Here is a 13,692-nt window from a genome sequence, read left to right as displayed (position 1 = left end):
TTATTTTGTTTGTTAGAATAATTTATGTACGTAAGGCCACGAGCCCCGAGGTCTTAACATAAATGTTATACATATGCGGTATAACGATAAATGTAAGTTCAGGGAGGGAAAAACATGAAATCATACATTGCAAAAGCACAAGAAGTTGAAAGAAAATGGTATGTTGTTGATGCTGCTGGTAAGCCACTAGGAAGAGTTGCTAGCCAAGTTGCTTCAATATTAAGAGGAAAGAATAAGCCAACATTTACACCAAATGTTGACTGCGGAGATTTCGTAATAGTTATCAATGCTGAAAAAGTTGTTTTAACTGGTAAAAAGTTAGATCAAAAAATGATGAGAAAGCACAGTTTATATCCAGGTGGATTAAAAGAAACTCCATACAGAGAAGTATTAGCTAAGAAACCTGAGTTTGCTTTCGAAGAAGCTGTTAGAAGAATGCTTCCAACAGGAGTATTAGGAAGAAAAATGCTTAAGAAGTTAAAAGTATACCAAGGTGCTGAGCACGAACACGCAGCTCAACAACCAGAAGTACTTGAATTAAAGTACTAATACAGGCTCGGGAGGAGGAATAAAAAATGGCAAAAGTTCAATACATGGGTACTGGAAGAAGAAAAAAATCAGTTGCAAGAGTTAGACTTGTACCAGGAAATGGTAAAGTTGTTATCAATAACAGAGAAATCGAAACTTTCTTTGGTTTAGAAACTTTAAGAATGATCGTTAACCAACCATTAGTTTTAACTGGAACTAAGGATAAGTTTGATGTACTAGTTAACGTTCACGGTGGTGGATTCACAGGTCAAGCTGGAGCAATCAGACACGGAATTACAAGAGCTTTAATTAAATCAGATGAAAACTTAAAATCTGAATTAAAGAAAGCTGGTTTCGTAACAAGAGATCCAAGAATGAAAGAAAGAAAGAAATACGGTCTTAAGAAAGCAAGAAGAGCTCCACAATTCTCTAAGAGATAGTTTGGATTTTTCGAGAAAAGACTTGCCAAAAGCTTTGGAATATTTATTCCAAAGCTTTTTTATTTAATAAAAAAATATATGTATAAATTATAAAAATTAGCATAAAGCATATTTAAGGAAAGATTTATATTAAATCTACGTTAAAAATTGTTGAAATCTATTAACAAATGTTAAATTTTATTGTAAACTTAACGATGTGAAAGTTTTATTACAAGAGTGAAGGAGAAAAAATCTTGGATACATTAATGACAATAATCAAGTTATTAGGTGGATTAGGACTATTTATCTACGGAATGAAACTCATGGGTGATGGCCTAGAAAATGCTGCAGGAGAAGGATTAAAAAAGATACTAGAAAAAGTAACTAAAAATCCTGTAATAGCAGTAATTGTAGGGGCAGTAGTTACTATGGTTATTCAAAGTAGTAGTGCTACCACTGTAATGGTAGTTGGATTTGTTAATGCTGGATTAATGAATTTAGCTCAAGCAGCTGGAATTGTTATGGGGGCAAACATTGGAACAACTGTTACAGCTCAATTAGTTGCATTTAAATTAGACGAAATAGCACCAATTTTTGTTTTTGTAGGTGCTATGATGGCAATGTTTGTAAAAGGTAAGAAGAGAAAAGAAATAGGTAATATAATATTAGGTTTTGGTGTATTATTTGTTGGTATGGGATCAATGAGTAGTGCCATGAAACCATTAACATCATTACCAGTTTTCCAAGAAATACTTACAACAGTAGGTCAACATTGGTATTTAGGAGTAATAGCTGGGGCATTAATTACAGCTTTATTACAAAGTTCATCAGCTACTACAGGTATATTAGTAGCGTTAGCTACAGCTGGTGCCTTAAATATTAATCAAGCGTTACCTATAATTATGGGATGTAATATTGGTACTTGTATAACTGCAATGATTGCAACAGTTGGTACAAATAAAACAGCACATAGAGCTGCTATGTTACATTTAATATTTAACGTTGTTGGTACTTTAATATTCTTACCAATAATAATACCTGGTTTCTTAGGTAATTTTGTTTCTTATTTTACATCAGATGTAAATAGACAAATTGCTAATGCACATACAATTTTTAACGTAGTTAATACATTAATTATGGTACCTTTAATTCCAATACTATGTAAAATTGTAGAAAAAATAATACCAGGGGAAGACGATGAAAAGGTAGGACCTAAATATATTGATGATAGATTACTAGAAACTCCAGTAATTGCTGCTGGTCAAGTAGTAAAGGAAACTATAAGAATGGCTAATAAAGCTAAATTAAGCTTAGAATTAGCTATGGATGCATTTATTAAAAATGATGAAAATTTAGCAGAAAAAGTTTATCAAAATGAAGAAGTAATTAATAATCTTGAAGAATGTATAACTACATATTTAGTTAAACTTTCTAAGTGTGAGTTATCAGATAAAGAAAAAAATATAGTTGCCTCTACTTTCCATATAGTAAATGATATAGAAAGAATAGGAGATCATGCAGAAAATCTTGCTGATTTAACTATTCAAAAAATAAATAAGAAATTACAATATAGTGAAGATGCTATCAAAGAAATTACTAATATGTATGGAACTACAATGAATGCTGTAGATTTATCAATAGAAAGTTATGCTGACAGAGATATAAATAAAGCTAAAGGAATAGCTGATATTGAAGCAGAAATAGATAAACAAAATAAGAGATATAGAGACCTACACATAAAAAGATTATATGAGGGTGTTTGTAATGCTTATGCAGGAGCGATATTCTTAGACTTATTAAGTAATTTAGAGAGAATAGGAGATCACTCTACAAATATAGCTGAGATAGTTATTGAAAATAACAAATAAAAAAGAAGCCAATTGGCTTCTTTTTTTATTTTAAAAGTTAGGAGGAAGTATAATAATTTTAAAAGTTAAACATAATAAAAGTGATATTAAAATAATGGAGGATATGTCATGAAAAAAGTAATTGTTGCTATTATTACATGTCTACTTATTATTACTTATATAACTCCTTTTAATGTATTTGCTTTTGATAATTCGGATAAGGTTATTTTAATTGATCCTGGTCATGGAGGAATTGATGGAGGAGCAAAATCTAAAACAGGAACAATTGAAAAAGATATAAATTTACAAATTGCATTAAAATTAAGAGATAATCTTGAAGAAAAGGGATATAAGGTTTATATGACAAGAGATGAAGATGAAGGGCTTTATCAAAAAGGTAATACAATTAAGGAAAAGAAAAGAGAAGATTTAAATAAAAGAGTTGAACTTAAAAAAGAAACAAGTTGTGATATATTTGTATCAATTCATCAAAATATGTTTCCACAAAGCAAATGTTATGGAGCACAAGTATGGTATGCTTCAAATGAAAATAGTTGTAATTTAGCTACAGTGGTTCAAGATTCAATAAAAGAAGAAGTTAAGGATAATAATAAAAGAGTTGCTAAACCAGCAGCTGAAGCATATTTAATTTTGAGAGATAAATACGAAGGTGCTTCAATATTAGTAGAGTGTGGTTTTTTATCAAATCCAGAAGAAGAGGCTAGATTAAAAAGTGATTCTCATCAAAACTTAATAGTTCAAGGGATATCTAACGGAATTGATAAATACTTTGATGATAATGTAAAGAATAATTAAAAACAATAGAATTTCCTAGGAAATATTATATATTAATAAACTATAAAGTCGACTTAGGTCGGCTTTATAATTTATTAAAAATTTATGGTATTTATATTGTAAAAAAGATAATGAAATAATAAACTAAATTTATAATGAATAAATAAGGGGGATAACTATGAGGGAAATACATATATCAAAAATAATTGATACGGTAAAAGAATTATGTATAGAATCAAATTATTATTTATCTAGTGATATAAAAAGTGCTTTATGTGAAGCTAAGGAAAATGAAACATGGCCATTAGCAGAAAATGTTTTAGAACAATTAGTTTTAAATTTTAATATTGCGCAAAATGAAGATATGCCAATTTGCCAAGATACAGGTATGGCATGTGTATTTGTAGAAATAGGACAAGAGGTTCATATTGTTGGTGGCTTATTAGAAGATGCTATTAATGAAGGTGTTAGAAGAGGATATAATGAAGGATTTTTAAGAAAATCAGTAGTTAAGGACCCTATTGATAGAATTAATACTAAAGACAATACACCAGCTATTATTTATTATGATATAGTGAAAGGTGATAAACTTAAAATTACAGTAGCACCTAAAGGATTTGGTTCTGAAAATATGAGTAGAATAAAAATGCTCAAACCTTCTGATGGATTACAAGGAGTTAAAGATTTTGTAATTGAAACTGTAAAATTAGCAGGGCCTAATCCATGTCCACCTATAGTTATTGGAGTTGGAATTGGGGGAACTTTTGATAAGGTAGCTTATTTAGCTAAGAAAGCTTTAATTAGACCATTAAATAAAAAAAATAGTAATCAATTTTATAGTGATTTAGAAAAGGAATTATTAGATGCTATAAATAAATTAGGAATAGGTCCACAAGGATTTGGAGGTAAGACAACAGCCTTAGGATTAAATATAGAAACTTATCCTACTCATATTGCAGGATTGCCTGTTGCAGTAAATATAAATTGTCATGCTACAAGACATAAAGAAAGGGAGATTTAGCGGGAGGTATAAAATGATAAAAAAAATAAATACACCTTTAACTGAAGAAGTTACAACTAAACTAATGGCTGGAGATAGTATTTTATTAACAGGAATTATATATACAGCTAGAGATGCAGCTCATGGTAGATTAATTAATTTATTAGATGAGAAAAAAAATCTTCCAATAAATATTAAAAATGAAACTATATATTATGTTGGGCCTACACCAGAAAAACCAGGACATGTTATTGGTTCAGCCGGTCCAACTACTAGTTATAGAATGGATAGTTATGCACCTAAACTTTTAGATTTAGGCTTAAAGGGAATGATAGGTAAGGGTGCTAGAAATGAAGAAGTAATTAATGCAATTAAAAGAAATAAAGGAATTTATTTTGGTGCTATAGGTGGTGCAGGAGCATTAATAAGCAAGTGTATAACTTCCTGTGAAGTTATTGCTTATGATGACTTAGGAGCTGAAGCTATACGAAAATTAGAAGTTAAGGATATGCCTTTAGTTGTTATTATTGATACTAATGGAAATAACCTATATGATATAGGAAAAAATAAATATTTAAATAGTGATAAATAAAAAAAGCGACTTGAGTCGCTTTTTTTATTTATAAAAGTTTAATTATGTACTACTAATAAAATAATTTAAATGCTTTGGAATCCCTTTCCTTTAACTTCTGAAATATCAATTATAGTGATAAAGGCTTTAGGATCAATTCTAAGAATTTTATTTTTTAAACTTATCATTTGAGATGTAGTTACAGCAACATATAAAAGTCTTTTTTGAGCATGAGTATAGCCACCTTCAGCCATTAAAGATGTTACCCCACGATTCATATCTTTAATTACATAGTTTATTATATCATCTTCTTTTTCTGTTAAAACAAGAAGAAGCTTTTTACTAGTAAATCCACTTAATACTCTATCTAATACACTACTTGTTATGAACATTGATATAAGAGTATATAATGCTTTTGGTAAGCCAAAAATAAATGCTGCTAAAGTTACTATAATTAAATTAAAAGCAAATCCTACTTTACCTATATCAAGATCGGAATATTTTTTTCTTACAACCATTGTTATTATGTCAGTTCCTCCAATAGAACCATTTCTAAAGAAGATTAAGCCATAACCTATTCCACTTAAAATACCACCATATATACAATATAATAATGTATCATCAACTTTAACTAATGAAGATAATGGTTTAGTTATCATTAATGCAGTTGAAAAAGAAATCATCCCTATGGCTGTATATATAGTAAATCTTTTACTAAGGAATTTATAGCTTACAATAAATAAAGGAATATTAAGTATAAAAACTGTAATTCCTGACGGAATATTCCATAAATATTGAAGAATAAGTCCTATACCTGTCACTCCACCACTTAATAGTCCAGCATTAGATAAGAATAAATTTACTCCTAAGGAAGAAATTAAACATCCTATTATAATTACCACAACATCAACATAAAAACTTTTATTTTTAAATAAATATTTCATAATAATACCTCTGTTTAGATATAGTTGCAATTAACATAATGAATTATATATTAAAAAATAAATTATGTTAAGTAGTTTATTAAAAAGAAAAATAATAATTCGAGAAAATTTTATTTTAGTAGAAAAAAGATAATAATTATTATTTGTAAATAATAATTATAGAGAAATAAAGAAAAAGATAGAATTTAAATGAAATATTATTTTTTTTTCAACTTTTTGATTTCTTCATTATTTTACAAGAATAAATAGCAATATTATAATTAACAATATATTGTGTAAGAAATATAGTTATGTACAACATATAGTGGAGGAATAAAAGTGATTAATTTAGATAATATATGCCAAAAAGCAATTGATGAATTAAATGATTTACAAGAAATATATATAAAGGAAAAACTTATTGAAGGTTCTAAGAATATAATAAGAGAATCTATGAATGGCGAAGAAATTAGGGATTCTATAATTCAAGCAGCTTTAGAACTAACTACTGAACAAGAACCTAAATGGCAATATGTTGCATCTAAGTTATATGTATATAGGTTGTATGATGAAGTAAGAAAAAATAGAAAAATAAATTTAGAAGAAAAACCCTATAATAATTTTTATAAATTCATTAAAGAAATGACAGATAAAAATTTATATGGAAAATACATATTAGAAAATTATACTGAATATGAAATTGAAGAATTAGAAAAAGAAATAAAACCAGACAGAGATTTTTATTTCACTTATAGTGGAATAGATTTATTAACAAAAAGATATTTAATTCAAGATTATAATAGAAAACCTCTTGAGCTTCCACAACAAATGTTTATGGGAATAGCAATGCATTTAGCAATTCCAGAGAAAAAAGAAGATAGAGTTAAGTGGGCAAAGAGGTTTTATGATGTTTTAAGTTCACTTAAAGCAACTATGGCAACTCCTACAATGTCAAATGCAAGAAAGCCATTTTATCAATTAAGTTCATGCTTTATTGATACAGTAGAAGATAGTTTAAAAGGAATATATAAATCTTTAGATAATTTTGCTGAAGTCTCTAAGTTTGGTGGTGGAATGGGAATTTATATAGGAAAAATAAGAGCAATTGGTTCAGCAATAAGAGGATTTAAGGGTGCTTCTGGTGGGGTTATTCCTTGGATAAAATTATTTAATGATACAGCAGTTGCAGTTGATCAATTAGGCGTTAGAAATGGGTCAGTTGCTATATGGTTAGATGCATGGCATAAAGAGGTGCCAGAATTTTTACAATTAAGAACTAATAATGGTGATGATAGAAAGAAGGCACATGATATATTTCCAGGGCTTTGTTATCCAAATCTTTTTTGGAGATTAGCAGAAGAGGACATAGACGCTAATTGGTACATGATGTGTCCACATGAAATAAAGTCAGTTAAGGGATACTCATTGGAAGATTATTATGGAGAAGAGTGGGAAAAAAGATATTATGATTGTGTTAATGATGAAAGAATAGATAAAAGAGTTATGTCTGTTAAAGATATAGTAAGATTAATAATAAAAAGTGCAGCGGAAACAGGAACTCCATTTGCTTTTTACAGAGATACAGTAAACAAAATGAATCCTAATAAACATAAAGGAATGATTTATTCTTCTAATCTTTGTACCGAAATAATGCAAAATATGAGTCCTATGGATATTCAGGAAACAACTATTCATGATGAAAATGGAGATACTATTATTGTAGAAAAAATAAAGGCAGGAGATTTTGTAGTTTGTAATTTATCGTCAATTGTTTTAGGAAATGTAGATGTAAATAATGATGATGAAATAGAATATGTAGTTGAAACTCAAATAAGAGCAATGGATAATGTTATAGATTTAAATTATTATTCAGTACCTTTTGCTGAAGTTACTAATAAAAAATACAGAGCAATTGGATTAGGAACAAGTGGATATCATCATATGCTTGCAAATAATAAAATTCATTGGAATGATGAAAGACATTTAGATTTTACAGATAAGGTTTATGAGAAGATTAATTATTATGCAATTAAAGCAAGTATGAATATTGCAAAGTTTAAAGGTGAGTATTCATGTTTTAGAGGTTCAGATTGGGATAATGGTGATTATTTCAAATTAAGAAATTATACTTCAGATAATTGGAATAATTTATATAATGATATTAAAAAATATGGTTTAAGAAATGGATATCTTTTTGCGGTAGCACCTAATGGTTCAACTGCAACGATAGCAGGAACTTCAGAAGGGGTAGATCCTGTTATGGCAAGATTTTGGCTTGAAGAAAAAAAGGGTAGTATAGTACCAAAAACAGCTCCTAATTTAAGTTGGGAAAATTTCTGGTTTTATAATTCTGCATATAATACAGATCAGACTCTTTCTTTAAAAATAAATGGTATAAGACAAAGACATATAGATCAAGGACAATCATTTAATTTATATATAACAACAGATTTTACTATGAGACAAATAATGAATTTATATATAACAGCTTGTAAATGTGGAGTTAAGTCTATTTATTATGTTAGATCAAAATCATTAGAAATAGAAGAATGTGAAAGTTGTTCAGCATAAAATTAGATTTATTGTTTTAGAATGATTAGGAGAATGATAATGAAGATAAATAAAAAACCTTTGTTTAATGAAAATGGTGATATAGAAGTTAGTAAAAAGAGAATGATAAATGGCAATACTACTAACTTGAATGATTTTAATAATATGAAATATGGATGGGCATCCGATTGGTACAGACAGGCAATGAATAACTTTTGGATTCCAGAAGAAATAAATTTGTCTCAGGACTTAAAAGATTATAGTAAGCTTAATGAATATGAAAGAAAAGCATATGATAAAATTTTATCTTTTTTAATATTTTTAGATTCAATTCAAACAGCTAATTTGAGCAATATAAATAATTATATAACTGCAAGTGAAGTTAATTTATGTTTAACTATTCAAGCTTTTCAAGAAGCTGTACATTCACAAAGTTATAGTTATATGCTTGATACTATATGTTCACCTGAAAAAAGAAATGAAATTCTATATCAATGGAAAGATGATAAAATTCTTTTAGAAAGAAATAAATTTATTGGAGAACAGTATAATAATTTTTTAGAAAATCCAAGTAAAGATAATTTAGTAAAAGCAATAATGGCAAACTTTATATTAGAAGGAATATATTTTTACTCAGGATTTATGTTTTTTTATAATCTTGAGAGAAATGGAAAAATGCCAGGTTCAGCTCAAGAAATACGTTATATAAATAGAGATGAAAATACTCATCTTTGGTTATTTAGAAATCTAATAAGAGAGCTTAAAATAGAAGAATCAGAAATATTTACTCAAGAATTAATTAATGAATTAAGATTTATGATGAAAACAGGTGTTGAACATGAAATTAATTGGGGAAATTATGTTATAGGAGAAAATATTCAAGGAATTAATAAAAACTTAATTGAATCCTATATTAAATTTTTAGGAAATAAGAGATTAAAAGAAATTGGATTAGAACCATTATTTGAAGGGTATGACAAAAATCCAGCAATGTGGATTGATTCTTTATCAAATGCAAATTCAGTTAAAACAGACTTTTTCGAGGCTAAATCAACGGCATATGCAAAAGCTAGTGTTTTAATTGATGATTTATAAATAAATGTAGTGAGTTTTATTTAAAAGTATATAAACTTTGGATTTGTACGAGTATTTTCTTAATTTAGCAATATAAAACTAGGATAAACTTTCCAAAAAAATATAATTTTTTAAAAAAATTGCTGATAACGTTATTAAAAATATGTTATAATAAATTTTGTTCGTATAAGATTTCTATTAAAAATAGATTAAAATATCAAAAATCTATTTTTAGTATTTTTAAATATTTTATATTTTATTAAAAAATTTATATAATATTGTATCAAATTAATTTAAAATATAAAAATTTAACAAAAGTATAAAAATTTAACAAGAGTAAAAAATTGTGCTTAAGTGTAGGAGGAAATTGAAATGAAAAAAGGTATAGCTGCATCAAAAGGTTATGCAATAGGAAAAGTATTCATTCAAGAACATGAGGAAATAGTTATAACTGATGCAAAGGTTAGTGATATAGTTGCAGAAAAGGAAAAGTTAGCAGTTGCTTTAAAAGCATCAAGAGAACAATTAACAGCTATTAAAGAAAAAACTTTAGCTGAGATTGGTGAGCATGAAGCTGCTGTTTTTGAAGCTCATTTAACTTTATTAGACGACCCAGAATTTACTGGACAAATGGAAATGACAGTTGAAAATGAAAGCTTAAATGCTATGAAAGCTGTTCAAAATGTTACAGATACATTTGTTATGATATTTGAATCAATGGATAATGATTATATGAGAGAAAGAGCTGCTGATATTAAAGACGTTTCTAAGAGAATTATCTCTAACTTAGCAGGAAAAGGTGGAAGTGGATTTGCTATAACTGAAGCAAACACAGTTGTAATTGCTTATGATTTAACTCCATCAGATACAGCTCAATTAGATAGAACTAAAGTTTGTGGTTTCTTAACAGATATCGGAGGAAGAACTTCTCACTCTGCTATCATGGCTAGAACATTAGAAATACCAGCTGTTGTTGGTTTAGGAGATATAACTAAATCAGTTAAAAATGGTGATTCAATAATAGTTGATGGTATTGAAGGATTTGCAATAATTAATCCATCAGAAGAAGTTGTTGCTGAATACAAAGCTAAGAAAGAAAAGTTTGCAGCAGAACAAGAAGAATTAAAGAAGCTTATCGAAGTTAAAACTGTGACTAAGTCAGGTAAGAGAGTTGAAGTTTGCGGTAACATTGGTAAGCCAGAAGATATAGATCAAGTTTTAGCTAATGGTGGAGATGGTGTAGGATTATTCAGAACAGAATTCTTATACATGGATAGAGATCAAGCTCCAACTGAAGAAGAACAATTTACAGCTTACAAAACTGTTTTAGAAAAAGCTAATGGTAAGCAAGTTGTTATCAGAACATTAGATATCGGTGGAGATAAGGTATTACCTTACTTACCATTACCAGAAGAAATGAATCCATTCTTAGGCTACAGAGCTATAAGATTATGTTTAGATAGAAAAGATATATTCAAAGTTCAAATAAGAGCTTTATTAAGAGCTTCTGTATACGGAAATCTTTGTGTTATGTTCCCAATGATTTCAGGATTAGAAGAATTCCAAGCTGCTAAAGAATTCGTTGAAGAATGCAGAGCAGAATTACATGCTGAAGGAATTAAGACTTCAGAAACTACTCAATGGGGTATCATGGTTGAGATTCCAGCAGCAGCAGTTATGGCTGATGAGTTAGCTAAATATGTTGATTTCTTCTCAATCGGAACTAACGACTTAATCCAATATACATTAGCTGCTGATAGAATGAGTGAAAAGGTATCATACCTTTACAACCCAATGCACCCAGCTGTATTAAGATTAATAAAAATGACTATAGATGGTGCTCACAAACACGGTAAGTGGGTTGGAATGTGTGGAGAAATGGCAGGAGATGAAGCTGCTATTCCTACATTAGTTGAATATGGATTAGATGAGTTCTCAATGAGTGCTACATCAATCTTATCTGCTAAGAAGATAATATTAGAACAAGAATAATGTAAAAAAGAGAATTGCATTTGCAATTCTCTTTTTTATTTCTAAATAATAAAACTTTATTATTAATTTTTTTCTTATATATAATATTATAAATTAAAAAGCATATATAAAATAAAAAAATCTAATACTAAATAAATAGTATTTTTAGAATTTTTGGAGGAAAAAATGATTATTGTTATTAAAGGTATAAATGTATATGCACCAGAAAGTTTAGGAGAGAAAGATATTGTTATTGTAAATGATAAAATTGAAGGAATATATGAAAATTTAAATATTCCTAATAACTTTATAGATATAAAAATAATAAATGGAAAGGATAAAATAATATTTCCGGGATTTATAGATTCCCATGTACATATTATTGGTGGGGGAGGTGAAGGAGGGTTTAAAACTAGAACACCTGAAATATCAATCCTTTCATTAGTAGAAGCAGGAATTACTACAGTTGTAGGATGTATAGGAACTGATGGTGTATGTAGAAATATGAGGTCACTTATTGCAAAGGCTAATGGTTTAGAAGAAGAGGGAATAACCTCTTATTGTTATACAGGTTCTTATGAAATACCTGTAAAAACAATTACAGAAAGTATAAAAGGCGATTTTATGATGGTAGATAAAATTATTGGAGTTGGGGAAGTAGCCTTATCTGATCATAGAAGTTCTCAAGCATCATATCAAGACTTTGTAAATACTGTGGCTCAAGCTAGAGTTGGGGGATTATTATCAGGAAAAGCTGGAATAGTTAATGTTCATTTAGGAGATGGTGCTAGAAAATTAGAATATTTATTTAAACTTATAGAAGAAACAGAAATTCCAGCTACTCAATTATTACCAACACATATTAATAGAAGTGATAAATTATTTGATGCTGGTATCGAATATACTAAAAAAGGTGGATTTATTGATTTAACTACAAGTTCTGATCCTAAGTTTTTAGAGCCAGGGGAAATAAGAGCTGGGGAAGGATTATCTATATTATTACAAAAAGAAGTAGATATTAAACATATTACATTTTCATCAGATGGAAATGGAAGTATGCCTATTTTTGATAATACTGGAAAGCTAATTGGTCTTGGAATATGTTCTGTTAAAACTTTATATAGAGAAGTTAAAAATAGTATACAAGAATTTAATGTATCTATAGATCAGGCAATAAAAGTAATTACTTCAAATGTTGCAGAATTACTTAAACTAGACAATAAAGGAAGAATAGAAAAAGGGAGAGATGCTGATTTTGTTATTGTAAATAAAGAAAATTTAGATATTGATATGGTAATTGCTAAAGGAAAAATTGTTGTTAAAGACGGTAAAGCTTCAATTAAGGCAACATTTGAATAAAAATTTAAGGGCTATCTAAAAAGATTAGCCCTAATTTTTTATAATGTAAAAAATAAATGTTGTCCTATAGAAACTATATTGTGTTTTTCAACACCATGCATCCAACTACAAGTAGCTATATCAGGATTATAAAAAAATACAGCATCTCCTGTTGGATCATTACCACCTAGTGCTTCATATACAGCATCAAAACATTCCTGTGTTGGTTGAACATCAATATTACCATTAACTACACAAGAAAAAGCTTTTGGCTGAAATACAACACCTTGTATAGTATTAGGAAACCCATTATTAAGGGCCCTATTTAATATAACTGATGCAACAGCAACTTTTCCCTCATAGGGTTCACCCTTACTTTCAGCATATACAACTTGTGACATTAAATAAATATCTGATTGTGTTAAATAAAGCATCTGATTATTATCTTTAAAAACTTCTACATATTCTTCATCAGATAAACTTATATGATTATTTCCATTATTTCTTAAAACTAATAAATTATTTTCTATTCTTGTACTTGCGCTTACCTTAGTAGTAAATAAATTTGATAAGCCTAAGTCAAGTGCTGAAAGAGATAGGGTTAGAATAATACAAAATAAGAATTTTCCAAGTTTCATAAAAAACCTCCTTTTGGAATAACCCAATCGAGATTTAT

Annotated in this window: 12 protein-coding genes; 10 read left to right on the top strand and 2 right to left on the bottom strand. The window is 28.3% G+C overall.

Features of this window, described 5'->3' with window-relative positions; translation table 11 throughout:
* The first annotated feature begins 114 nt into the window (after positions 1 to 114).
* The 6 genes from rplM (at position 115) to QZ321_RS08750 (ending at position 5,181) form a co-directional block, all read left to right on the top strand.
* Positions 115 to 549 (top strand): 50S ribosomal protein L13, encoded by a 435-nt coding sequence (gene rplM, locus QZ321_RS08775; protein WP_042401459.1) that lies wholly within the window; start codon positions 115 to 117, stop codon positions 547 to 549.
* A 26-nt stretch (positions 550 to 575) separates the two neighbouring features.
* Positions 576 to 968 carry a 30S ribosomal protein S9 gene (gene rpsI / locus QZ321_RS08770; RefSeq protein WP_291740322.1) on the top strand — a complete coding sequence of 131 codons (393 nt, stop codon included), beginning with the start codon at positions 576 to 578 and terminating at the stop codon, positions 966 to 968.
* Positions 969 to 1,213: 245 nt separating this feature from the next.
* Positions 1,214 to 2,815, top strand: a complete 1,602-nt coding sequence (locus QZ321_RS08765; protein ID WP_291748485.1) for a Na/Pi cotransporter family protein — start codon at positions 1,214 to 1,216, stop codon at positions 2,813 to 2,815.
* Between the two features lie 108 nt (positions 2,816 to 2,923).
* On the top strand, positions 2,924 to 3,610 hold the full coding sequence (cwlD, locus tag QZ321_RS08760) for an N-acetylmuramoyl-L-alanine amidase CwlD (RefSeq protein WP_291740324.1): 687 nt from the start codon (positions 2,924 to 2,926) through the stop codon (positions 3,608 to 3,610).
* A gap of 157 nt (positions 3,611 to 3,767) precedes the next feature.
* Complete coding sequence (locus QZ321_RS08755; RefSeq protein WP_291748383.1) at positions 3,768 to 4,610, top strand: fumarate hydratase; 843 nt, start codon at positions 3,768 to 3,770, stop codon at positions 4,608 to 4,610.
* 13 nt (positions 4,611 to 4,623) lie between these two features.
* Positions 4,624 to 5,181 (top strand): Fe-S-containing hydro-lyase, encoded by a 558-nt coding sequence (locus QZ321_RS08750; RefSeq protein WP_291748385.1) that lies wholly within the window; start codon positions 4,624 to 4,626, stop codon positions 5,179 to 5,181.
* A 65-nt stretch (positions 5,182 to 5,246) separates the two neighbouring features.
* Here the strand turns inward: QZ321_RS08750 and QZ321_RS08745 are convergent, their stop codons facing one another.
* A complete protein-coding gene (locus QZ321_RS08745; RefSeq protein WP_291748387.1) occupies positions 5,247 to 6,104 on the bottom strand; it encodes a YitT family protein in 858 nt (285 codons plus the stop codon).
* Positions 6,105 to 6,422: 318 nt separating this feature from the next.
* Here QZ321_RS08745 and QZ321_RS08740 point away from each other — a divergent pair, with 318 nt between their 5' ends.
* From QZ321_RS08740 to iadA, 4 genes are all read left to right on the top strand, one after another.
* On the top strand, positions 6,423 to 8,654 hold the full coding sequence (locus tag QZ321_RS08740) for a ribonucleoside-diphosphate reductase subunit alpha (RefSeq protein ID WP_291748389.1): 2,232 nt from the start codon (positions 6,423 to 6,425) through the stop codon (positions 8,652 to 8,654).
* 39 nt (positions 8,655 to 8,693) lie between these two features.
* Positions 8,694 to 9,728, top strand: a complete 1,035-nt coding sequence (locus tag QZ321_RS08735) for a ribonucleotide-diphosphate reductase subunit beta (protein ID WP_291742604.1) — start codon at positions 8,694 to 8,696, stop codon at positions 9,726 to 9,728.
* Between the two features lie 351 nt (positions 9,729 to 10,079).
* Complete coding sequence (gene ptsP, locus QZ321_RS08730) at positions 10,080 to 11,699, top strand: phosphoenolpyruvate--protein phosphotransferase (protein ID WP_294196638.1); 1,620 nt, start codon at positions 10,080 to 10,082, stop codon at positions 11,697 to 11,699.
* 165 nt (positions 11,700 to 11,864) lie between these two features.
* Positions 11,865 to 13,037 (top strand): beta-aspartyl-peptidase, encoded by a 1,173-nt coding sequence (iadA, locus tag QZ321_RS08725; protein WP_291748394.1) that lies wholly within the window; start codon positions 11,865 to 11,867, stop codon positions 13,035 to 13,037.
* Positions 13,038 to 13,075: 38 nt separating this feature from the next.
* Here iadA and QZ321_RS08720 read toward each other — a convergent pair whose 3' ends face one another.
* On the bottom strand, positions 13,076 to 13,654 hold the full coding sequence (locus QZ321_RS08720) for a cell wall hydrolase (RefSeq protein WP_291742612.1): 579 nt from the start codon (positions 13,652 to 13,654) through the stop codon (positions 13,076 to 13,078).
* Between the last annotated feature and the right edge of the window lie 38 nt (positions 13,655 to 13,692).

The organism is uncultured Clostridium sp., assembly GCF_910588715.1.
GTDB lineage: Bacteria > Bacillota > Clostridia > Clostridiales > Clostridiaceae > Clostridium.
This window is presented reverse-complemented; position numbering and strand designations above follow the sequence as displayed.